Here is a 22,963-nt window from a genome sequence, read left to right on the forward strand (position 1 = left end):
CACAATGTTCCAGCGTATAATCCCCGCCCTTTTGTCTATTTTTTCTTCGGAAGCACTATGAGCGCAATTTCCCTGATCCAGCCGGATCGTGACCTCTTCTCCTGGCCCCAGTACTGGGCGGCCTGCTTTGGACCGGCGCCGTTCCTGCCGATGTCCCGGGAAGAGATGGACCAACTGGGCTGGGACAGCTGCGACATCATTCTGGTCACGGGCGATGCCTACGTTGACCACCCGAGCTTCGGCATGGCCATCTGTGGCCGTATGCTCGAAGCGCAGGGCTTCCGCGTGGGGATCATCTCCCAGCCTGACTGGAACAGCAAAGACGACTTCATGCGTCTGGGAAAACCAAACCTGTTCTTCGGCGTGACCGCCGGCAACATGGACTCGATGATCAACCGCTATACCGCCGACCGTAAGCTGCGCCATGACGATGCCTACACGCCGGATAACGTGGCGGGCAAACGTCCGGACCGCGCGACCCTGGTTTATACCCAGCGCTGCAAAGAAGCCTGGAAAGACGTGCCGGTGATCCTCGGCGGCATCGAGGCGAGCCTGCGCCGCACCGCGCACTACGACTACTGGTCAGATACCGTGCGCCGCTCGGTGCTGGTGGACTCCAAGGCCGACATGCTGATTTACGGTAACGGCGAGCGTCCGCTGGTGGAAGTGGCGCACCGTCTGTCGCAGGGCGAGCCGGTGAGCAGCATCCGCGACGTGCGCAATACTGCGATCATGGTGAAAGAGGCGCTGCCGGGCTGGAGCGGAGTGGATTCACGCATTATTGATATGCCGGGCAAAATCGACCCGATCCCGCACCCGTACGGTGAAGATCTGCCGTGTGCCGATAACAAGCCGGTTGAGCCGAAGAAAGCGGAAGCGAAGGCTATCGTTGTGCAGCCGCCGCGCCCGAAGCCGTGGGAAAAGACCTACGTGCTGCTTCCGTCCTACGAGAAGGTGAAAGCCGACAAGGTGCTCTACGCGCACGCGTCCCGTATTCTGCACCATGAAACCAACCCGGGCTGCGCCCGCGCGCTAATGCAGAAGCACGGCGAGCGCTTCATCTGGATCAACCCGCCGGCGATCCCGCTCTCCACCGAAGAGATGGATAGCGTCTTTGCGCTGCCGTACAAGCGCGTGCCACACCCGGCGTACGGCAACGCCCGTATCCCGGCGTATGAGATGATCCGCTTCTCGATCAACATCATGCGCGGCTGCTTCGGCGGCTGCTCCTTCTGCTCCATTACCGAACACGAAGGCCGTATTATCCAGAGCCGCTCTGAGGATTCGATCATCAATGAGATCGAAGCCATTCGCGACACGGTGCCGGGCTTTACCGGCGTGATCTCCGATCTCGGCGGCCCAACCGCGAACATGTATATGCTGCGCTGCAAGTCGCCGCGCGCGGAGCAGACCTGCCGTCGTCTCTCCTGCGTCTACCCGAGCATTTGCGAGCACATGGATACTAACCACGAGCCGACGATCAACCTCTACCGCCGCGCGCGCGACCTGAAGGGCATCAAAAAGATCCTCATCGCCTCCGGGGTGCGTTACGACATCGCCGTGGAAGATCCGCGCTATATCAAAGAGCTGGCGACGCACCACGTCGGCGGTTATCTGAAGATTGCGCCGGAGCACACCGAAGAAGGCCCGCTGTCGAAGATGATGAAGCCGGGCATGGGCAGCTACGATCGCTTTAAGCAGCTGTTCGACACCTACTCGAAGCAGGCGGGCAAAGAGCAGTATCTGATCCCGTACTTCATCTCCGCGCACCCTGGCACGCGCGATGAAGACATGGTGAACCTGGCGCTGTGGCTGAAGCAGCGTCGCTTCCGTCTGGATCAGGTGCAGAACTTCTATCCTTCACCACTCGCCAACTCGACGACCATGTATTACACCGGCAAAAACCCGCTGAGTAAGATTGGCTACAAGAGTGAAGAGGTGGTGGTGCCGAAAGGGGATAAACAGCGTCGTCTGCATAAGGCGCTGCTGCGTTACCACGACCCGAAAAACTGGCCGCTGATCCGCCAGGCGCTGGAAGAGATGGGTAAAAAACACCTCATTGGCTCGCGCCGCGACTGCCTGGTTCCGGCTCCTACGCTGGATGAGATGCGCGAAGCGCGTCGCCAGAACCGCAATACGCGCCCGGCGCTGACCAAACATACGCCGATTGTGCATCAGCGTTCGAACGGTAATTCCAGTGTGAAGAAACCTGTGAAGCGTAAAGCGTAAAAGAAAACCCCGGCTTGCCGGGGTTTTTTGTAGGTCGGGTAAGGCGAAGCCGCCACCCGGCGTTTTAACGCGATTAACCGCCAAACTGATCCGGGTCCGGCCCAAGCCGCTTACCTTTATCCAGCTTCGCAATTTCACCCAGCTCGTCTTTGTCCAGTCGGAAATCCCAGACGTCGAAGTTCTCGGCAATGCGCGACGGCGTGACCGATTTCGGGATCACCACCAGGCCGTTGTCCAGATGCCAGCGAATGACGATCTGCGCCGGGGTTTTGCCGTATTTATCCGCCAGGTCGCGGATAATTTTCTGGTCGAACACGCCTTCACCGCCCTGCGCCAGCGGGCTCCAGGACTCGGTCTGGATCTTGTGGGTGGCGTTCCAGGCGTGAAGCTGGCGCTGCTGCAGCAGCGGGTGCAGCTCGATCTGGTTAATCACCGGAGCGACGCCCGTTTCGTCAATCAGGCGCTGCAGGTGATGCACCTGGAAGTTACAGACGCCGATGCTTTTCACCAGCCCCTCTTTCTGCAGTTCAATCATCCCTTTCCAGGCGTCAACGTAATGGTCGATGGCCGGAACCGGCCAGTGCATCAGGTACAGATCGACGAAATCAAGCTGGAGTTTCTCCAGGCTCTCCTGCAATGCTTCGCGGGGGCGCTTTTGATCGTCGTTCCACAGTTTAGTGGTGATGAACAGCTCATCGCGGGGGACGCCGGCGCTGGCCAGCGCGGTCCCCACGCCGTCCTCGTTTTTGTACGCGGCGGCGGTATCAATCGACCGATAGCCGACTTCGAGTGCTTTATGAATGGCGGAGACGACCTCGTCGTTACCGGCTTTCCATACACCTAGCCCCAGCTGGGGCATCACGTTGCCGTCCTGCAGCTTGATTACGGTTTGGTTTGCCATTTTTCCTCCTTCAGGTGCGCATCGCCGGAGGGGGACTCCGGCGATGGGGTGTGCATTAAGTCTGGACGAAATGTCAAAAAACGAAAGTCAGGATGCCAAAAACGCTTAGCGTGCCGCTTCGTAGATCCGACGGCTGACGTCCAGCGTAATGTCGCCGTGCTCGCCCAGTTGGGTCATGCCGTGCTCTTCAAGTTTTGCCAGCAGGGCAGGGATGGAGCTGCCATCCAGACCGTAGCCGGACAGACGCGTTGGCACGCCCAGGCTTTCAAAGAAGTTACGGGTCGCTGCAATGGCGGCATCAATACGCGCATCGTCAGAACCCTCGGTGATGTTCCACACGCGCTCGGCGTACTGCAGCAGCTTGGCACGCTTGGTATCCCGTTTTTCGTTCCACAGCGCAGGCAGCACAACGGCCAGCGTCTGGGCGTGGTCCAGGCCGTGCATCGCCGTCAGCTCGTGGCCCAGCATATGGGTTGCCCAGTCCTGAGGCACGCCAGCGCCGATCAGGCCGTTCAGCGCCTGCGTCGCGGCCCACATGACGTTGGCACGCACGTCGTAGTTTTCCGGCTCTTTCAGCGCTTTCGGGCCGTCTTCAATCAGCGTCAGCAGAATGCCTTCCGCGAAGCGATCCTGAATTTTGGCATTAACAGGGTAGGTCACGTACTGCTCGACGGTGTGTACAAAGGCATCGACCACGCCGTTCGCCACCTGACGCGCGGGCAGGGTGTAGGTGTAAACCGGATCCAGAATGGCAAAGACAGGCTGAACGTGTTCGTTCATAAAGGCCTGCTTGTCGCCGGTGGTTTTGCGGGAGATCACCGCGCCCTTGTTGGATTCAGAACCCGTCGCTGGCAGGGTCAGCACGGAGCCCATCGGGATCGCGCTTTTAATGTCGCTGCCGCGGGTTTCCAGGATGTGCCACGGATCGATGCCATCAGCGTAGTGCGCTGCCGCCGCGATGAATTTAGTGCCGTCCAGCACGGAGCCGCCGCCGACCGCCAGCAGGAAGGTGATGTTTTCTTCGCGGGCGATTTTCACCGCGTTCATCAGCGTTTCGTAAGACGGGTTTGGCTCAATGCCGCCGAACTCACGCACGTCCAGTCCGTCCAGAGCGCTGTAAACTTGATCCAGCACGCCGGTTTTTTTCACGCTGCCGCCACCGTAAGTGATCAGCACGCGGGCGTCAGCAGGGATCTGCGCGCGCAGGTCGGCGATAGCGTCTTTACCAAACAGAATGCGGGTTGGGGTGTGAAGATTAAAGTTGTTCATTGCTCGTTCCCTTTAGTGGGTGAAAAACCGTGGTGGCGCTGACGGCTACCTGATGCTGCTCATTGTGGCCGTCCGGGGCCAGGCTCTCAATGCACATTCCTGCCGATGTCTTGCCCATTTCTACAGAACGCTGGAGAAACTTCGTAAAAATGCGCAGACTGTGAGGGTCGGAAACCGTACCCGGAGTAACGTAAAATGAACCGTGAAGCGATCTGCCTTCAGCTTACCTCGCAGATTAAACGCATGATAGATAAGCAAAATAATGTTTACGATCTGCTGCCGGATATTCGCCTGCTCTACGGCACGCAGCCCGGGACGCGCACGCCGGTGATGTACCAGCCGGGCATCGTTTTTCTCTTTTCGGGCCATAAGATTGGCTATATCAATGAGCGGGTGTTCCGCTACGACACCAATGAATATCTGCTCCTGACGGTACCTTTACCCTTCGAATGTGAAACCTTCGCGACAGAGGCGGTCCCGCTGGCGGGTATTCGCGTCAACGTCGATATTCTTCAGCTGCAGGAGCTGCTGATGGAGATTGGCGAAGACGAGCTTTTCCAGCCGTCGATGGCCTCCAGCGGGATTAACTCGGCGACGCTGTCGGAAGAGATCCTCTGCGCCATTGAGCGCCTGCTGGACGTCATGGAAAGGCCGCTGGACGCGCGTATCCTCGGCAAGCAGATTATCCGCGAAATTCTTTATCACGTGCTGCTGGGGCCGGGCGGCGGGGCGTTACTTGCGCTGGTGAGCCGACAGACCCACTTCAGCCTGATCAGCCGCGTGCTCAAGCGTATTGAAAGCCAGTACACGGAGAACCTCAGCGTTGACCAGCTGGCGGCGGAAGCGAACATGAGCGTTTCGGCGTTTCACCACAACTTTAAGTCGGTGACCAGCACCTCGCCGCTGCAGTACCTCAAAACCTACCGTTTGCATAAGGCACGGATGTTGATGATCCACGACGGCATGAAGGCCAGCGCGGCGGCCATGCGCGTCGGCTACGAAAGTGCGTCGCAGTTCAGTCGGGAGTTTAAGCGCTATTTCGGCGTCACGCCGGGAGAAGATGCGTCACGTATAAGAACGATGCAGGGCGCCTGAGGGGAAACGTAGGCCGGGAAAGCGGTAGCGCCACCCGGCTTTTGTTTATGCACTGCAATACTTTTTCTTAATCACCACCGCAATGGTACCCACCAGCCCAGCAACCAGCAGGAATATCGGCAGGATCATCAGGAAGGTCATCACCTGATCTTCATGGTGCTTCACAAAGGGGATCATGTTCAGCGCGTAGCCGAGGGTGGTTACCACGCCAACCCACAGCAGGGCGCTCAGCCAGTTGAAGAACTGGAAGCGGCGGTTAGACAGCCCGGAAATACCCGCCATGGTGGGCAGAAGGGTGCGCACAAACGCCAGGAAACGCCCGGCGAGCAGCGCCAGCAGGCCGTGGCGGTCAAACATGCAGGTCGCACGCTGGTGGTATTTATGCGGCAACTGCGCCAGCCAGCCCTTCACCACGCGCGTGTTCCCCAGCCAGCGGCCCTGCAGATAGCTCAGCCAGCAGCCCAGGCTCGCGGCGGAGGTAAGGATAACCATCGTTGGCGTAAAGTCCATGACGCCTTTGCCGATCAACGCCCCGGCAAGCAAAAGCAAACTGTCACCGGGTAAAAACGAGGCTGGCAGTAATCCATTTTCCAGAAACAGCGTCGCGAACATCACGAAATAGACGACGCCTACAACGTGGGGATCCGCCAGGGCGGCAAAATCATGTTGCCAGAGCGCCGCGATAATATCTTGAATAACAGCCATGGACTTTCCTGTGGAACAGCAGAGATAACGCTATTGTACTCCCAATTTCACCTGTCGGGATTGATCGCAGGCGCAACTCATGCAGACTTTTCTGCTTGCAGTGTTCACAAATGCGTCCGGGGAGTACATTTTCAGCCCGCACTCTACACGATACGTTCAAAGCCTGCAGATAAATCCGCAATTAAATCGTCCACATTTTCTAAACCGATATGCAATCTAATGAGGGTGCCGCTGAAGTCCACTTCACCACCGGGGCGCAGGGCCGCGATCTGCTCCGGCTGATTCGGCAGGATCAGAGATTCAAAACCGCCCCAGGAGTAGGCCATGCTGAAGAGGGTAAAATTATCCAGATAGCTGGCCAGCTCGTCATGACTCAGCCGTTTTTTAAGCACAAACGAGAACAGCCCGCTGCTGCCCGTAAAGTCACGTTGCCAGAACTCATGGCCTTTACAACCCGGCAGCGCCGGATGGTTCACGCGCTCAACCTGCGGATGCTGCGCCAGCCATTCAGCGATTTTCAGGCTACTTTCATGATGCTGACGCAGGCGCACGCCGAGCGTACGAATGCCCCGGCTGGTCATGTATGCCGTGTCTGCATCCACCATCTGGCCCATCAGGTAGGCATTTTCCCGCAGCTGGTCCCAGCAGCGCGCGTTGGAAACCGCGGTGCCAATCATCCCGTCAGAGTGTCCAATCAGGTATTTCGTTGCCGCCTGAATCGAGATATCAATATCGAATTCCAGCGCCTTAAACAGCACGCCTGCCGCCCAGGTGTTGTCGATCATGATAATCGCCTCTGGCGCTTTGCTGCGCACCGCCTTCACGATAGCCGGAACGTCGTGCACTTCCATGGTGATGGAGCCGGGAGATTCCAGGAACACAATGCGCGTGTTTGGCTGGATAAGTTCAGCAATGCCTTCACCAATCAGCGGGTCAAACCAGCTGGTGGTCACGCCGAGCTTGCTGAGAATTTTGGTGCAGAAATCCTGGCTGGGTTCATAGGCGGTGTTGGTCATCAGGATATGGTCGCCCTGTTCCACAAACGCCAGAATGGTGTTGGCAACCGCCGCCGCACCGCACGGGAACAGTGCGCAGCCCGCGCCCCCCTCCAGCTCGCACATCGCTTCCTGCAGCGAAAAATGGGTTAGCGTGCCGCGGCGACCGTAGAACAGCCCACCTTTCGCGCGGTTACGCGTGGCGATTTTTTTCTCCTCAACGGTATCAAACACCAGCGAGGAGGCGCGTTGAATCACGCTGTTGACCGATCCCTGAGTGTATTTCTTGCTGCGTCCCGCCTGCACCAGCGTGGTATCAAGATGCTTCTTCGTCATGTTCGGTAACCCTGTTTTTATACGTCTGGACGTCCAGACTACCACGATTGTAAAAAACTGCACCCGCATGCTTATCGAATAAGCAGAAAATAGTAGCAAAAAAGCGCATAAGAAATTTTTACTGCGTAAGCGCAAGGAAACTGAGCGAAAATTACGGCACCATGTAAATACTAATGAGAACGACTATCAATTCGACGGCTTTTTGATATTATTACGTTCAGATTTTGTGATTTGCGTCCTGGAGATACAGAGTGGGTAATAATTTGATGCAGACGGATCTCTCCGTTTGGGGCATGTATCATCATGCTGACATCGTGGTTAAGATTGTGATGATCGGCCTGATTCTGGCGTCCGTTGTCACCTGGGCTATCTTCTTCAGCAAAAGCGCCGAGCTGCTTTCGCAGAAGCGTCGCCTCAAGCGGGAACAGCAGCAGCTGGCAGAAGCCCGCTCTCTGGATCAGGCTTCTGAGATGACCTCATCCTTCCACCCGAAAAGCCTGACCACCCTGTTAGTGAATGAAGCTCAGAACGAGCTGGAACTCTCCGCCGGCAGTGAAGATAACGAAGGTATTAAAGAGCGTACCGGTTTCCGTCTGGAGCGTCGCGTGGCGGCCGTTGGCCGACACATGGGACGCGGCAATGGGTATCTGGCGACCATCGGCGCGATTTCACCGTTCATCGGTCTTTTCGGTACGGTCTGGGGCATCATGAACAGCTTTATCGGCATTGCTCAGACCCAAACCACCAACCTGGCGGTAGTGGCCCCGGGTATCGCGGAAGCGCTGCTGGCGACGGCAATCGGTCTGGTTGCGGCAATTCCGGCGGTGGTTATCTACAACATTTTCGCGCGTATGATCGGCAACTACAAAGCCACGCTCGGCGACGTTGCCGCTCAGGTTCTGCTGCTGCAAAGCCGCGATCTCGACCTGAATGCCAGCGCCGTGAAGCCGGTGCATGCGGCGTCTAAACTGCGCGTAGGTTGATTGTATGGCAATGCGTCTAAACGAAAATCTGGACGATAACGGCGAAATGCACGAAATCAACGTGACGCCGTTTATCGACGTCATGCTGGTGCTGCTGATTATCTTCATGGTGGCAGCCCCCCTGGCGACGGTGGACGTGAAGGTGAATCTTCCTGCCTCCTCCAGCCAGCCGCAGCCGCGTCCGGAAAAGCCAATTTATTTGTCGGTGAAAGCGGATAAATCCATGTTCCTGGGGAACGACCCTGTGACGGATGCCTCCGTTATTCCGGCGCTGGACCAGCTGACCGGCGGCAAGAAAGACACCACCGTCTTCTTCCGGGCGGACAAAACCGTCGACTACGAAACCATGATGAAGGTAATGGACACGCTGCATCAGGCGGGTTATCTGAAGATTGGGCTGGTCGGGGAAGAGAAAGCGGCCTCGAAGTGATAAAGAAGCTGGCGAAAGCCGGCTTTTTTTATGCCTGTTGGTTTATGCGTTTTTGTTGTCCGTCGGTGCGGTAGAGGGGGGGGTGGTCAGCGCGTCCTCATCGAGCGCAACGCAGGTGACGTTTGACGTACGGTACTCACCGGCTGACAGTTTGCGCGTCAGGCGCAGGGTGGCGATTTCTCTGGCAAGCAGATACTGGTAGTTGGCCTCAAGACGTCCCAGCAGTTTCTCTTTCAGTTCTGGAAGCTGTTCGATGATGGCGTTCATCACGGCGCCGTAAATTTCTTCTTTGACCTGTAACGGATAAATCTCGCGGCGATTCTGCCATTTCAGACGCACCAGCGTTGCCGGGATCGATACCAGGTCTTGTGTAATACGCGTCATCTCGGCATTTTTTGCATTTCTTAGCGCCTCAATATTTTGCTTTAAGATAAATTCATCACTTTTTTTATCATCTAAAGTCAAATAAACGTTATTGTCTTTAACTTTAACTTCTTTCACGTTAATCTTCCCCCAGGGTATAAAAAATAGGGTTGTTTGTTTCTCGCGTAATTAGATTAAGCCAAATTTCATTGCCGGCCTCATTTATTTCTTTCGTTTTTTCAGCCATTATTTTACTTAGTTTTTGGGCATCTATTTCGCCTTCTGCCTGCAGGTCATTCAGCAGGTGGACGAAGGCTTCAATTTTTATAGCGCGAAATAAGCGGTCTTTTATATGGCGATCGTGCTCTTCCAGCAGCATATTACGGGATTTGCCAGTGTGAGAAACGCCAATTAATATATCAGGCTCGAAATCAGAGAGCTTTCTTTTCCCCTGAGTGAAACTGGCCTTTTTTTCTTCTTCCGTCGGTTGCTGTTCCACAGGCGTAATGTGGTACTTAGCCGGGACGAGATAGTCGGGCAGCATTTTTAATTTCCTTTAATTTCAACAGGGTGGGGTTGGTAAAGGCGTGAGATTCGTTGACAATATCATGAGGCAATTTTAAAATCAAAAAAAATGGAGCCAACCCATGAACAGCATCTTTTTTACGGTCATCACATTACTATTACTGACCGCTGGTGTGCTTTTATTGATGCAGGAGTTCAATAAAACGAAAGTGTCGAAAGACACCAGTGAACCGCCACAACCTGAACTGATGACAAAAGAGGAAGGAGAAGATCATTTCTCTGTTTTGATGAACTCCGTTACGCCTGTCTGGTACTGGCGGGTGAATCATGAATATATCGACTTCTTACACGCGACAATTAAGCGCATGAAAATGTCGGAAATTAATGACACGCCCGGTCTGTTTGAGGCGCAGCGTCGCTGTAGCGATCTGAATTCAGCGGTTTATAAATATTACGACAACATCAAAAAGCGCTGTCTTAACGGTGAGAAGGTCTCGTATTCAGACCTGGACGTATTAAACCTTCGCCAGTGTTTTCGCGAGTTTAGCCTGGAAGCCTACCCGGAGCTGGTGGTGCTGGTCTGGCCGGAGTATGCGCGTCCTGAGGTTAACCCGGACGACGTCTGAGTGGCGTACTGGTTAGTTCTTGCAAACAGTCAGCGCCGTTGAGATATACTGAGCGCTGGTTTCGTTTGCAGACAGGATTTTATGGAACGCTTCTTTGAAAACGCAATGTATGCCTCTCGCTGGCTGCTCGCACCCGTCTATTTCGGTCTTTCCCTGGCGCTGGTCGCCCTGACGATCAAGTTCTTCCAGGAGATTTTCCACGTATTGCCTAACATTTTCTCCGTGGCGGAAGCTGATTTAATTCTGGTTCTGCTGTCGCTGGTGGATATGACGCTGGTGGGCGGCTTACTGGTGATGGTGATGTTCTCCGGTTATGAGAACTTCGTCTCTCAGCTTGATATCGCCGAGCATAAAGAAAAGCTCAGCTGGCTGGGGAAAATGGACGCCTCGTCGCTGAAGAATAAAGTTGCGGCATCTATAGTGGCAATCTCCTCTATCCACCTGTTACGCGTGTTTATGGACGCGAAAAACGTCCCGGATAATAAGCTGATGTGGTATGTGATTATCCACCTGACGTTTGTGCTGTCGGCGTTTGTGATGGGGTATCTGGATAAGATCAGTAAGAAATAAGGTACACATTTCTCCCCTCACCCTAACCCTTCCGCCGGGAGAGGCTTAGGGTGAGGGGAGAAAGCAACGAACCACACTATTTATCCGACGACGCCTGCCACAAATTCAGTTCCCCGTCCGCCACGTGCTGGTCAATCTGCGTCAGTTCATCTTCCGTAAAGCGCAGATTACCCAGCGCCTGAACGTTCTCCTCCAGCTGTTCCGGGCGGCTCGCGCCAATCAGCACTGACGTCACGCGAGCATCTTTCAGCAGCCAGCTCAACGCCATCTGCGCCATCGTCTGCCCGCGCGCCTGCGCCATCTCATTAAGCAGACGAAGACTGTTCAGGTTAGCTTCCGTCAGCATTTTCTGCGTCAGGCCGCGCACTTTGTTCCCCTCGCGCTGCATGCGAGAACCTTCCGGAATACCGTTCAGGTATTTTCCGGTCAGCAGACCCTGCGCCAGCGGGGTAAAGGCAATACACCCCGTGCCGTTTGCTTCCAGCGTATCCAGCAAGCCGGTCTTATCGACCCAGCGGTTAAGCAGGTTATAGGACGGCTGGTGGATCAGCAGCGGGATCTTCCACTCGTGCAGCAGCGCGGCCATTTTTTGTGTGCGCTCGGTAGAGTAGGAGGAAATGCCCACGTACAGCGCTTTCCCACTCTGAACAGCATGAGCCAGCGCGGAGGCCGTCTCTTCCATTGGCGTATTTTCATCCACGCGGTGGGAATAGAAAATATCCACGTATTCGACGCCCATACGTTTCAGGCTCTGGTCGAGGCTGGCGAGCAGATACTTGCGTGAGCCGCCTGAACCGTACGGGCCTGGCCACATGTCGTAACCGGCTTTAGTGGAGATAATCAGCTCGTCGCGATACCGGGCAAAGTCCTCACGCAGCAGGCGGCCAAAGTTCTCTTCCGCGCTTCCCGCAGGCGGGCCGTAGTTGTTGGCAAGATCGAAATGGGTAATCCCGAGGTCGAAGGCTTTACGCAGCAGCGCGCGCTGGGAATCAAGGGGCTGAACGTGGCCGAAGCTATGCCACAGGCCCAGCGACAGCGCGGGCAGGCGCAGGCCGCTCTTGCCACAGTAGCGGTACTGCATATTCTCGTAGCGGGTAGCGTCAGGGTACCAGGACATGATGTCTCCTTTTCTTATAGATGATTTTTTTGAAACGTCGTTTTCATTCTGAACTTATCACATCATGTCGTGCGAAGATAAGGGTTAACGGTGGCTGTGCGACCTGTGAAGCCACGCTAACTAAAAATAATCACAAAAGGTTATAATTTCCCTGCACCCTGCCGATAACGAGAGTAGCACTCGCCTCTGGGCGAATTCACCCTCACGGCAAGGAAGACTTATGAATATGCTCCGTAATTTCACGATCCGTTTCGTCATGCTGACGATCCTCGGGATTTTTTGTTTAATGTGGGCGGGCGTCGGGCTGTACAGCACCTGGTCCCTGTCACGGGTATCAGACGGCAATGAAGTCGATCGCCAGCTGGTCAAACAGATGATGGTGCTCAGCCAGGGCAACGATCAGTATTTCCGCTTTGTCACTCGTCTGAGCCGCGCCATGGAGGTCAAAGCCGCTGGCGGCACGCCGGATTTGTCCTCTGCCCAACAGGCGCTGGACAACATGGGTAAGAAACTGGCCGAAATGAAGGCGATCTCGCCTGGCCCAATGGATGAGCAGGTCTCTGCGCAGGTGATCGGTGCCTGGCAGGCGCTGCTTGAACAGGGCGTGACGCCGCAAATGGAGCAGGCGAAGCAGGCGACCCTGGACGGCTACCGCCAGCAGGCCAACAACGTTACGCCGCCGCTGAGCCGTGCGTTCGGTGCCGCTGCCGAGAAGTTCAATAATGCCGCCGCGAAGACGCTCGACAGCACCCGCATGGTGGTCGACGGCCTGACCAGCATGACCCGCACGGTTATTATCGTCGCCACCATTATCGGCCTGCTGATCCTACTCTTTACCGACCGCTACCTGGTGGCGATGCTGGTCAAACCGCTGGAGCGTATTCGCCAGCAGTTTCGCCAGATTGCCCAGGGCGATCTCAGCCAGCCCATTGCGCCTTTCGGCCGCAACTGCGTGGGACAGCTGGTGCCGCTGCTGAGCGCCATGCAGGACAGCCTGCGTGAAGCGGTCAGCACCATTCGCTCCGGCAGTGAGAATATCTGGCGCGGCGCGACGGAGATCTCCAGCGGCAACAACGATCTCTCTTCCCGTACCGAAGAGCAGGCTGCCGCGCTGGAAGAGACAGCGGCCAGCATGGAACAGCTGACCGCTACCGTGAAGCTGAACGCCGAAAGCGCGCGTCAGGCCAGCCAGCTTGCCGATGTGGCCTCAACCACCGCCAGCCGCGGCGGCTCGCTGGTGGAAGAGGTGGTCACCACCATGAGCGGTATTTCGGAAAGCTCGAAGAAAATTGCTGAAATCACCAACGTCATCAACAGCATTGCCTTCCAGACCAATATTCTGGCGCTCAATGCGGCCGTAGAAGCGGCGCGCGCGGGCGAGCAGGGGCGTGGATTCGCCGTAGTGGCGGGTGAAGTCCGCAACCTGGCAAGCCGAAGCGCCAATGCGGCAAAAGAAATTGAGGGTCTGATTACCGATTCCGTGACCCGCGTCGAGCAGGGTGCGCAGCTGGTGAGCGACACCGGCACCACCATGGATGCGATTTTGCGCGACGTGACGGAGGTGACGACCATTATGAAGCAAATCGCGTCGGCTTCTGAGGAGCAAAGTAAGGGCATTTCGCAGGTCGGGATTCCCATTACGCAGATGGACGGCGTCACCCAGCAGAACGCCTCGCTGGTCGAAGAGGTTTCCGCGGCTGCCGCGGCGCTGGAACGCCAGACCGAAGAGCTTCAGCGTTCGGTGCAGAAGTTCCGCCTGACGGCATAACACAACAGGCCGCCTGATGCGGCCTTACTTCTTTCGTTTCCCGATGCTGTTAGTGCGTCGCTTCACCAATCAGCGCGCCCGTGCCGGCACCCACGGCCGCGCCTTTCAGCACGCTATTGCCCGTCACCGCAGCCGCGCCCGCGCCAACGACGGCACCCACGGCACCGCCCTTACGTGCGTCTTTGCCTTTTTCGCCGTTTTTGAACATTGCACCCGTGCCTGCGCCAACCACGGCACCGCCCACGGTTGATTTCAGATCTTTGCCCGTGGCTGCGCCAATAGCAGCACCTGCTACCGCGCCGGCGGCGGTTTTGTCGATGGCCATTCCCGAGGTGGAAAAAATGAGGGCGCTGATAACCAGCGTTGTTTTAATAAGTTTCATAACAGATCCTTTGTGACTGCTGTCAGTTGATACGGCGTTTCTCATTCTGAGGTGAGAAAAACGTCCAGATAGTGCCAGCAATAGCCACTCAACCTTTAGGCTAATCATGCCCTGGGCAAGGATCGCGGCTGCCGGGCGGGGAGCCGCCCGGCGGAACGTTACGCCTGACGCTTGTCTTCCGTATTGGTATCGAAGTCGCTCGCCGCGTGGCGTTCGTGGAGCTGCTCGTTCAGCTCGCCGCTGGTGCGGTTAACGATGCGACCGCGCTTAACCGCATGGCGGTTCGCCACGTCCTTCGCCCAGCGCTGGACGTTAGTGTACTTCTCCGCGTCCAGGAACTCGGCGGCGTTGTACACGCTGCCCAGCGCCACGCAGCCGAACCATGGCCAAATCGCCATATCCGCGATGGTGTACTCCTCACCTGCCACGTAGCGACCGCGCGCCAGCTGTTTATCCAGCACGTCGAACAGGCGCTTAGCTTCCATGGTGAAGCGGTCAATCGCGTACTCGATTTTTACCGGCGCATAGTTGTAGAAGTGGCCAAAGCCGCCGCCGAGGAACGGTGCCGCGCCCTGGAGCCAAAACAGCCAGTTCAGCGTCTCGGTGCGTCCCGCCGGATCTTTCGGCAGGAAGTGGCCGAATTTCTCCGCCAGATAGAGCAGGATATTGCCGGATTCAAATACGCGCGTTGGCGGGTTCGTGGAGTGGTCACGCAGCGCCGGTATTTTCGAGTTCGGGTTCACGTCTACAAACCCGCTGGAGAACTGGTCGCCCTCGCCGATGCGGATCAACCACGCATCGTATTCCGCGCCCGTCACGCCCAGCGCCAGCAGCTCTTCGAGCATGATCGTCACCTTCTGGCCGTTCGGTGTGCCCAGCGAGTAGAGCTGCAGCGGGTGAGAGCCTACGGGCAAATCCTTCTCATGCGTTGCGCCGGAAATTGGACGGTTGATGTTGGCGAACGCGCCGCCGCCGTTCTTTTTCCATTCCCATACTTTTGGTGGCTGATACGTGTTGTCTGACATGTTGGCCTGCCTTTTTAGTGATGTGTTGAGGCAGTGTAGCAGGAGATTTGTGAAGCGTTTAACGTTGTGAGCGCAAGCAATTAACCGCTATTCCTTCTGCTGCTTATATATATCAAATCCGGCATAAGCTTAATCGAAAATCGCATTTTCATAATTAATGCGTAAACCGCTAAAGCTGAATATGATGCTTCAACATAAATAAAAGATGCAGTAATAAACACTTTATAAGGCAAGGAGTTAGTGAGATGCGCAAGCTTCTGTTATCGGCAGTGGTCGTTTCGCTCGCGTTAGGCCTGGCGGGCTGTGATGATGCGAAAAATAAAGAGACAAATTCGGCCGCGGCGGCAAAAAGCGACGCGCCAAAAGAGGGCGGTTCGCTCATTATCGGGATTACCTCCGGCGACCCGTTAGCCGTTAATCCGCTCTACGCCAGCGACCGCACAACGTTAACCATCATGCAGGCGCTTTATGCCCCGCTGTACAGCTTTAATAACGGCAACATTGAGTGGGGCCTGGCGGAAAGCCTGACGCCTTCTGCCGACAACCTGAGCTATACCCTGACGCTAAAACCCAACCTAAAATGGCAGGACGGCCAGCCGCTGACGGCGGACGACGTGGTTTTCACCTTCAATAAGCTGCTGGATGCCAAACAGCACAGCTTCTTCCGCAGCATGTTTACCTACGGCGGCAAGCCTGTTGAAGTGAGCAAGGTTGATGAGCGCACCGTTAAGTTCACCTTACCGCAGGTCAGCGCGGCCTTTACCGGCACCCTGGTGCAGATCTACCCGATCCCGCAGCACGTGTTCGCCGGTGAAGGCGACCTGGAAAAGAGCACCAAAAACGATGCGCCGGTCGGTTCCGGGCCGTTCAAATTTAAAGAGTATCGCGCCGGTCAGTATTACGCCCTTACGCGCTTCGACGATTACTGGAACGGCAAACCGAAGCTCGATTCCGTCACCTACCGTTTCGCCAAAGACAGCAACGCCGCCAACCTGGCGCTGCAAAACGGTGAAATCAACCTCAAGATGGTTGACCCGCAGGATGTGAACCGCCTGAAAAATACCGGGAAATTTGACTTCGTGGTCTATCCGGAAGGCCGTCTGGCCTATATGACGTTCAACCAGAACGTGGCGGTGATGAAGAGCAAAGCGCTGCGTCAGGCCATCGCGTACGCCATCAACAAAGACGAGCTAACCCAGACCGCGTTTACCTCGCTGGACTACGCTAAACCGGCAACCTCGTTCCTGACGCCAGATACGCTTTACAAGACGGATGACATTGAACAGTACAAATTCGATCTGCAAAAAGCCAAAGACCTGCTGAAGACGTCCGGCGCGCCGGATAATCTCAAGCTACGCCTGGCGTATGTGAACACCAACAAAACCCAGGAGAGCATGGCGCTCTACATTCAGCAGGCGCTGAAGGGCATTGGGGTGAACGTGGAGCTGATGCCGCTGGACTCCAATGCCATGTCTCAGCGCAGTCTTGATATGAACAACACCGCGTGGGAACTGAACCTGGGCGGCTACATTATGGGAGCAGAGCCGGACGGTTACAAATCGCTATTCATGAGCAACGAAGCCTATAACTACGCGCACTACAAAAATCCGCAGTTTGATGCCCTGTGGGATAAAGGTGCCGTGGAAACCGACGCCGCGAAACGTGCCGATATCTACAAGCAAATTCAGCAGACCGTGGCGAACGAGATGACCTACTACCCGATCGCCTACACCAATGCGACCGTCGCCGTGGATAAACGCTTCGGCGGCACGAAGGAAGCGGAGCCGAAGCCGGTTTATCTGTTCCAGGATCTGTCAAAAATTTATCAAAAATAGGCTGTTGCCCCGGTCGTAAGATCGGGGCCTTTTAAGGGCACGTCGTGAACACACTCCTCACGCGTCGGCTGCTGCAGCTGCTGCCGATGCTTTTCTTTATTTCGCTGGTGGCGTTTTTGCTGGTCAAGCTCGCGCCCGGCGACCCCGTGGCCGCGTACATCACGCCGCGTATGGCGCCGGAAGATATTGAGCGAATTCGCCAGAGCCTGGGGCTGGATAAGCCGCTGGTCACGCAGTACGTCTTGTGGCTGAAAAGCGTCCTGCAGGGCGATCTCGGCTATTCGTTGATTTACCACCGCCCGGTGCTGGAGATGATCGGCGAACGCATTCCGGCCACGCTGGGGCTGATGGGGGCGTCGCTGCTGATGGCTATCGTGCTGGCGATCCCGCTGGGGCTGCTGGCGGGGGCATTTAAGCACCGCTGGCTGGATCACCTGTTGAACCTGTTTGCCTATATCGGCATCTCGGTACCGATTTTCTGGTTCGGCATTTTGCTCATCACCGTTTTTGCCGTGCAGCTTAACTGGTTCCCCAGCATGGGGATGCGCACCATCGGCATGGAAGATAATGCGCTGGATCTGCTGCGCCACGGCGTGCTGCCGTGTATTGCTCTCACGTTTTATAATCTTTCCAGCTACGTACGCTACATCCGCTCCAACACCATCTCGCAGCTCTCGGCCGACTACGTGCAGACCCAGCTGGCCTACGGCGCCACGCGTTCCAGTATTCTGTTCCGCCACGTGCTGAAAAACGTGCTGCTGCCGGTGATCACCCTGTTCGGATTGTCGTTCGGTGAGCTGATTGTGGGGGCCTATGTGACGGAAAGCGTCTTCTCCTGGCCGGGGATGGGGCTGCTCGGGATCCAGTCGATCGCCTCGCTGGACTACCCGCTGATTATGGCGATCATCATGCTCTCGTCGATAATGCTGATCGTCGGTAACCTGATCGCCGACGTGCTTTATCGCTTCGCCGATCCCCGCATTCGTACGCTGAGGTAACCGGATGAGCAGACGCTGGCAGCAGGTTCGTCACCAGCTGCGCCGCAACCGTCCGGCGCAGTTCTCCCTGTTTGTGCTTTTTATTTTCGTTGTCGCCGCGCTCTGTGCGGGGTTAAGTCCGTACGATCCAGATCGGATGGCGCTCGGCGCGCGCACGTTGCCGCCGGATGCCGCGCACTGGTTCGGCACCGACGAATACGGGCGCGACTACTTTACCCGCGCGCTGTACGGCGGCCAGATCTCCCTGATGGTCGGTTTTCTTGCCATGCTCTTTTCCACGCTTATCGGCACGGTGGTAGGAACGGTGAGCGGCTATTTTGGCGGCTGGCTGGATAACCTGATGATGCGCGCCGTGGATATCCTGATGGCCATTCCGGCCTTCTTCCTGCTGCTGGTGGTGAATGCTTACCTCAAGCCGGGCGTGGATAACATCATTCTGATTATCAGCCTGCTGACGTGGATGAACATGTCGCGTCTGGTGCGTGCTGAAACCCTATCGGTGAAAGAGCGCGAGTACGTGCTTTATGCCCGCGCGTCGGGAGCGCATCCGCTGCGTATTATCGTGCGCCACATCATTCCCGGCGTGCTGCCGACCATTATCGTGGCGGCCACGCTGAATATCGCCTCGGCCATTCTGATGGAGTCAACGCTCAGCTTCTTAGGGCTGGGCGTGCAGGCACCGGCGGCATCATGGGGAAGCATGCTTAACAACGCCCAGTCTTATATTGGCGAAGCGTCGTGGCTGGCGATGTTCCCCGGCATTCTGATCCTGCTGACGGTGTTCAGCTTTAACGTGCTGGGCGATGTGTTCCGTACCGCCTTTGAGCCGGGAGCAAATCGCGATGAGTAACTTATTAGCGCTTGAGAACCTGCAAACCACGTTCCGCACCCGCGAGGGCGAGGTTCACGCGGTGCGTGGCGTGAGCTTTCAGGTTCAGCCGGGGGAACTCGTCGGTATCGTCGGCGAGTCGGGCTGCGGGAAAAGCGTCACCTGTAAGTCGATTATCCAGCTTCTGGGGAGCAACGGACGGATAACCGGCGGCAGCATTCGCTTCCAGAATGAGGACCTGGCGCAGAAAACGCCCGCGCAGATGCGTGCCATTCGCGGCAACGAGATCGCGATGATTTTTCAGGATCCGATGACCGCCCTGAACCCGGTGCTCACTATCGGCAAGCAGATGTCTGAGATCCTGGTGCGAAATAAAAAACTGTCGAAAAAAGCGGCCAAAGCGGCAGCAATAGCCATGCTGGATCAGGTGGGCATTGCTGAAGCGGAACGCCGATACGACCAGTATCCCCACGAGTTCAGCGGCGGGATGCGCCAGCGGGTGATGATCGCTATTGCGCTCTCCTGTAATCCGAAGCTTCTTATTGCCGATGAGCCGACCACCGCGCTGGACGTGACCATTCAGGCGCAGATCCTGCGCCTGCTGAAAAGTCTGCAACAGCAGACCCGGACCGCGATTTTGCTGATCACCCACGATCTCGGCGTGGTGGCGCAGGTCTGCAGCCGCGTGGTGGTGATGTACGGCGGCCTGGTGATGGAGGAGGGGAGCGTGGAGGACATTTTTTATCGCCCTGCGCATCCTTACACCCAGGGTCTGCTGGCCTCGCTGCCGCGCCCGGATGAGGTGAATCAACGTTTATCGCCCATTGAAGGTTCGCCGCCTGGCCTGCTTAACCCGCCGCCGGGCTGTCCATTTGCGGAACGCTGCCCGAAGCGCATGCCCCAGTGTGAACGGCAACCCGCATTTTACACCGCCGGAGAGGGCCATCGCGCCGCCTGCTGGCTATGGGCCGAGGAGATTCAGGCATGAGTGAACAACAGGCGCCATTAGTGAGCGTGCGCGATCTGCGCAAGCACTATCCGCTCAACGGCGGTTTGCTGCGTAAAGGCGTGGCCGTGAAGGCGGTTGATGGCGTGAGCTTTGATATCCAGCCCGGCGAGACGTTTGGCCTGGTGGGTGAGTCCGGCTGCGGAAAATCCACCCTCGGGCGCGCCATACTGCGCCTTTTCGATATTACCTCTGGCGAGATCCACTTTGCCGGACAGGCAATCGCCCACGCCCGCGAAAGAGAGCTCAAGCCGCTGCGTAAGCGGATGCAGGCAATTTTTCAGGATCCTTACTCCTCGCTCAACCCCGGTATGACGGTGCGACAGCTGGTGGCCGAACCGATGCAGATCCACGGCTACAGCCGCGAAGAACAGCGAGAACGTACGGAAACGCTGCTCTACAAAGTGGGGCTGAAGCACGAACACCTTGAACGGTTCCCGCATGAGTTCAGCGGCGGGCAGCGTCAGCGCATCAGTATTGCCCGCGCGTTGTCCGTGCATCCTGAATTTGTGCTGTGTGATGAGCCGCTCTCGGCGCTGGACGTATCGGTGCAGGCGCAGGTGGTGAATATTTTGCAGGACCTGCAGCAGGAGTTGGGGCTAACCTATCTGTTTATCGCCCACGATCTCTCCATGGTGCGCCATATCTCCAGCCGCATTGGGGTGATGTATCTCGGCAAACTGGTAGAGGTGGCCCCGGCGAATGAACTGTATCAGCGCCCGGCACACCCTTACACCCGCGCGCTGCTGGTGGCGGTTCCCCAGCCCGATCCGCGCATCCGCAATCTCGAAGACGCCACCCTGCGCGGCGACATTCCAGGCCCCACGTCCGCGCTGCCAGGCTGTAAGTTCTGCAGCCGCTGCCCGCACGCCATGCCGGTTTGCCAGACGCAGGAGCCTGCGATGCAGGAGATTGCGCCAGGGCATTTCGCGGCATGCTGGTTGTTTTAAATGTTATTCACGCGTCGCGCAGGTGTATGATAAACGCTCCTCTGTCAGGTTAATTACAACGTGCAGACGACGACAACCCATAAAAAATTGCCGCCTGCCTGTTTTAGGTTGGATACATGCGTAAAGGAAAGTTAAGCAGTGATGCGCCATTCGGGACATTGTTAGGTTATGCGCCGGGTGGCGTGGCGATTTACTCATCGAATTACGGCAGTCTGGATCCGCGAAAATACCCGGAAGACGCGGATTTCCGCAGCTATATCGGCAATGAATACATGGGCCACAAGTGGCAGTGCGTTGAGTTTGCCCGCCGTTTCCTGTTCCTCAACTATGGCTTCGTGTTTACCGACGTCGGCATGGCGTGGGAAATCTTCTCCCTGCGCTTTTTACGCCAGGTGGTGAACGATAACATTCTGCCCCTTCAGGCTTTTGCCAACGGCTCGAAGCGCGCACCGCGCGCCGGGGCACTGCTGATCTGGCAAAAAGGCGGCGAGTTTCACGAGACCGGCCACGTGGCGGTGATCACCCAGCTTCTGGGCGATAAGGTGCGTATTGCGGAGCAGAACGTGATTCACTCGCCGCTGCCGCTCGGACAGCAGTGGACGCGCGAGCTGCGCATGACCGTGGAGAACGGCTGCTATACCCTTCATGACACCTTCAGCGATACCGAAATTCTCGGCTGGATGATCCAGACGGACGACACGGAGCACAGCATTACCCAGCCTGAACCGGACGGTGAACTGCTGAAAATCCGCGGCGCGCGGCTGAAAAACAAACGTCAGTTCGACGGAAAATGGCTGAACAAAAATGACGCGCTGCAGCAGGCATATATCCGCGCCAACGGCCATGTGATCAACAAAGATCCCTGCCAGTACTTCACCATCACCGAAAGCGCCGAGCAGGAGCTGATCAAGGCCACCAACGAACTGCACCTGATGTACCTGCACGCGACGGACAAGGTGCTGAAAGACGACAATCTGCTGGCGCTGTTCGACATCCCGAAAATCCTCTGGCCGCGCCTGCGCCTTTCCTGGCAGTGGCGCCGCCACCATATGATCACCGGTCGTATGGATTTCTGCATGGATGAGCGCGGGATTAAGGTCTACGAGTACAATGCCGACTCCGCGTCTTGTCACACAGAAGGCGGGTTGATCCTCGAAGAGTGGGTCAAAAACGGCTATCGCGGCAGCGGGCACAACCCGGCGGAAGGGCTGCTGGAAGAGCTGACCGGCGCATGGAAGCACAGCCACGCGCGGCCGTTCGTTCACATCATGCAGGACAACGATGTCGAAGAGGACTATCACGCGCTCTTTATCCAGCGCTCGCTGATGCAGGCCGGGTTTGAAACCAAAATTCTGCACGGGCTTGGCGCCCTGAGCTGGGATGCTGCCGGGCAGCTTATTGACGACGAAGGTCGCCACGTCAACTGCGTGTGGAAAACCTGGGCGTGGGAGACGGCGATAGAGCAGATCCGCGAGGTGAGCGAAACCGAATACGCCGCCGTGCCGATCCGCACCGGGCATCCTGAGGGCGAAGTGCGCCTGATTGATGTTCTGCTGCGCCCGGAAGTGCTGGTCTTTGAACCGCTGTGGACCGTTATTCCCGGCAACAAGGCGATTCTTCCGGTACTGTGGCAGCTGTTCCCGAACCACCGTTACCTGCTCGACACCGATTTTGAGGTGAACGACCTGCTGAAGCAGACCGGATACGCCGTCAAGCCGATTGCCGGACGCTGCGGCAGCAATATCGATCTCATCAGCGCCCAGGACGAGCTGCTGGATAAATCCAGCGGCAAGTTTGTTGACCGCAAAAATATCTACCAGCAGCTGTGGTGCCTGCCAAACGTGGACGGCAAGTACATTCAGGTCTGTACCTTTACCGTGGGCGGAAACTACGGCGGGACCTGCCTGCGCGGCGATGACTCGCTGGTGGTGAAAAAAGAGAGCGATATCGAGCCGCTGATTGTACTCAAGGATAAGTAACGAGCATCTGCGCTAAAAAAGCCCCCGCAGGGTATTCTCTGTGGGGG

At 56.8% G+C, this 22,963-nt stretch carries 22 protein-coding genes; 13 read left to right on the forward strand and 9 right to left on the reverse strand.

Annotation, left to right across the window (positions count from 1 at the left end; genetic code table 11):
• Positions 1-57: 57 nt before the first annotated feature.
• On the forward strand, positions 58-2,229 hold the full coding sequence (locus IM273_RS08930; RefSeq protein WP_048959528.1) for a YgiQ family radical SAM protein: 2,172 nt from the start codon (positions 58-60) through the stop codon (positions 2,227-2,229).
• A gap of 73 nt (positions 2,230-2,302) precedes the next feature.
• On the opposite strand, the gene dkgA is transcribed toward IM273_RS08930, so the two are convergent.
• Together dkgA and yqhD are read right to left on the reverse strand one after the other, a co-directional pair.
• Positions 2,303-3,130: a 2,5-didehydrogluconate reductase DkgA gene (gene dkgA / locus IM273_RS08935; RefSeq protein WP_021242117.1), complete on the reverse strand. Its 828-nt coding sequence runs from the start codon at positions 3,128-3,130 to the stop codon at positions 2,303-2,305.
• A 105-nt stretch (positions 3,131-3,235) separates the two neighbouring features.
• Entirely contained in the window at positions 3,236-4,399 is a 1,164-nt protein-coding gene (gene yqhD / locus IM273_RS08940) for an alcohol dehydrogenase (protein ID WP_041908132.1), read from the reverse strand.
• A gap of 195 nt (positions 4,400-4,594) precedes the next feature.
• On the opposite strand from yqhD, the gene IM273_RS08945 reads away from it, so the two are divergent.
• Positions 4,595-5,494, forward strand: coding sequence for an AraC family transcriptional regulator (locus tag IM273_RS08945; protein WP_059358334.1), 900 nt, complete (start codon positions 4,595-4,597; stop codon positions 5,492-5,494).
• A 45-nt stretch (positions 5,495-5,539) separates the two neighbouring features.
• On the opposite strand, the gene yghB is transcribed toward IM273_RS08945, so the two are convergent.
• Both yghB and metC read right to left on the reverse strand, forming a co-directional pair.
• Entirely contained in the window at positions 5,540-6,199 is a 660-nt protein-coding gene (gene yghB, locus IM273_RS08950) for a DedA family general envelope maintenance protein YghB (RefSeq protein ID WP_028014419.1), read from the reverse strand.
• Between the two features lie 143 nt (positions 6,200-6,342).
• On the reverse strand, positions 6,343-7,530 hold the full coding sequence (metC, locus tag IM273_RS08955; RefSeq protein ID WP_193050816.1) for a cystathionine beta-lyase: 1,188 nt from the start codon (positions 7,528-7,530) through the stop codon (positions 6,343-6,345).
• Positions 7,531-7,781: 251 nt separating this feature from the next.
• On the opposite strand from metC, the gene exbB reads away from it, so the two are divergent.
• Together exbB and exbD are read left to right on the forward strand one after the other, a co-directional pair.
• Positions 7,782-8,513, forward strand: a complete 732-nt coding sequence (gene exbB / locus IM273_RS08960) for a tol-pal system-associated acyl-CoA thioesterase (protein WP_028014417.1) — start codon at positions 7,782-7,784, stop codon at positions 8,511-8,513.
• 4 nt (positions 8,514-8,517) lie between these two features.
• Positions 8,518-8,943 (forward strand): TonB system transport protein ExbD, encoded by a 426-nt coding sequence (gene exbD / locus IM273_RS08965; RefSeq protein WP_032643392.1) that lies wholly within the window; start codon positions 8,518-8,520, stop codon positions 8,941-8,943.
• A gap of 42 nt (positions 8,944-8,985) precedes the next feature.
• Here exbD and IM273_RS08970 read toward each other — a convergent pair whose 3' ends face one another.
• Positions 8,986-9,450 (reverse strand): cytoplasmic protein, encoded by a 465-nt coding sequence (locus tag IM273_RS08970; protein ID WP_370551841.1) that lies wholly within the window; start codon positions 9,448-9,450, stop codon positions 8,986-8,988.
• On the reverse strand, positions 9,446-9,850 hold the full coding sequence (locus IM273_RS08975) for a hypothetical protein (RefSeq protein WP_193050812.1): 405 nt from the start codon (positions 9,848-9,850) through the stop codon (positions 9,446-9,448). The genes IM273_RS08970 and IM273_RS08975 overlap by 5 nt, the downstream gene beginning before the upstream one ends.
• 103 nt (positions 9,851-9,953) lie before the next feature.
• On the opposite strand from IM273_RS08975, the gene IM273_RS08980 reads away from it, so the two are divergent.
• Together IM273_RS08980 and IM273_RS08985 are read left to right on the forward strand one after the other, a co-directional pair.
• Positions 9,954-10,457 carry an ESA_00282 family adhesion-associated protein gene (locus tag IM273_RS08980; protein ID WP_041908140.1) on the forward strand — a complete coding sequence of 168 codons (504 nt, stop codon included), beginning with the start codon at positions 9,954-9,956 and terminating at the stop codon, positions 10,455-10,457.
• A gap of 81 nt (positions 10,458-10,538) precedes the next feature.
• Positions 10,539-11,027 (forward strand): TIGR00645 family protein, encoded by a 489-nt coding sequence (locus IM273_RS08985; RefSeq protein ID WP_003862473.1) that lies wholly within the window; start codon positions 10,539-10,541, stop codon positions 11,025-11,027.
• A gap of 76 nt (positions 11,028-11,103) precedes the next feature.
• On the opposite strand, the gene IM273_RS08990 is transcribed toward IM273_RS08985, so the two are convergent.
• Positions 11,104-12,144, reverse strand: a complete 1,041-nt coding sequence (locus tag IM273_RS08990) for an aldo/keto reductase (protein ID WP_193050810.1) — start codon at positions 12,142-12,144, stop codon at positions 11,104-11,106.
• A 220-nt stretch (positions 12,145-12,364) separates the two neighbouring features.
• Between IM273_RS08990 and IM273_RS08995 the strand changes: the two genes are divergently transcribed.
• Positions 12,365-13,912, forward strand: coding sequence for a methyl-accepting chemotaxis protein (locus IM273_RS08995; protein ID WP_193050808.1), 1,548 nt, complete (start codon positions 12,365-12,367; stop codon positions 13,910-13,912).
• Positions 13,913-13,961: 49 nt separating this feature from the next.
• Here the strand turns inward: IM273_RS08995 and IM273_RS09000 are convergent, their stop codons facing one another.
• Complete coding sequence (locus IM273_RS09000; protein ID WP_041908148.1) at positions 13,962-14,294, reverse strand: glycine zipper domain-containing protein; 333 nt, start codon at positions 14,292-14,294, stop codon at positions 13,962-13,964.
• A 158-nt stretch (positions 14,295-14,452) separates the two neighbouring features.
• Entirely contained in the window at positions 14,453-15,319 is an 867-nt protein-coding gene (gene yghU / locus IM273_RS09005; RefSeq protein WP_028014407.1) for a glutathione-dependent disulfide-bond oxidoreductase, read from the reverse strand.
• A gap of 245 nt (positions 15,320-15,564) precedes the next feature.
• Between yghU and IM273_RS09010 the strand changes: the two genes are divergently transcribed.
• The 6 genes from IM273_RS09010 (at position 15,565) to gss (ending at position 22,916) form a co-directional block, all read left to right on the forward strand.
• Positions 15,565-17,154, forward strand: a complete 1,590-nt coding sequence (locus tag IM273_RS09010) for an ABC transporter substrate-binding protein (RefSeq protein WP_193050806.1) — start codon at positions 15,565-15,567, stop codon at positions 17,152-17,154.
• A gap of 44 nt (positions 17,155-17,198) precedes the next feature.
• On the forward strand, positions 17,199-18,152 hold the full coding sequence (locus IM273_RS09015; protein ID WP_028014405.1) for an ABC transporter permease: 954 nt from the start codon (positions 17,199-17,201) through the stop codon (positions 18,150-18,152).
• Between the two features lie 4 nt (positions 18,153-18,156).
• A complete protein-coding gene (locus tag IM273_RS09020) occupies positions 18,157-19,002 on the forward strand; it encodes an ABC transporter permease (RefSeq protein ID WP_028014404.1) in 846 nt (281 codons plus the stop codon).
• Positions 18,995-19,969, forward strand: a complete 975-nt coding sequence (locus IM273_RS09025; RefSeq protein WP_047367402.1) for an ABC transporter ATP-binding protein — start codon at positions 18,995-18,997, stop codon at positions 19,967-19,969. The genes IM273_RS09020 and IM273_RS09025 overlap by 8 nt, the downstream gene beginning before the upstream one ends.
• Positions 19,966-20,937 (forward strand): ABC transporter ATP-binding protein, encoded by a 972-nt coding sequence (locus IM273_RS09030; RefSeq protein WP_193050804.1) that lies wholly within the window; start codon positions 19,966-19,968, stop codon positions 20,935-20,937. Before IM273_RS09025 ends, IM273_RS09030 begins: the two co-directional genes overlap by 4 nt.
• A 116-nt stretch (positions 20,938-21,053) precedes the next feature.
• Positions 21,054-22,916, forward strand: coding sequence for a bifunctional glutathionylspermidine amidase/synthase (gene gss, locus IM273_RS09035; RefSeq protein WP_193050802.1), 1,863 nt, complete (start codon positions 21,054-21,056; stop codon positions 22,914-22,916).
• Positions 22,917-22,963: the final 47 nt, after the last annotated feature.

The sequence above is a fragment of the Enterobacter cloacae complex sp. P13B genome, from assembly GCF_014895915.1.
Taxonomy (GTDB): Bacteria; Pseudomonadota; Gammaproteobacteria; order Enterobacterales; family Enterobacteriaceae; genus Enterobacter; species Enterobacter bugandensis.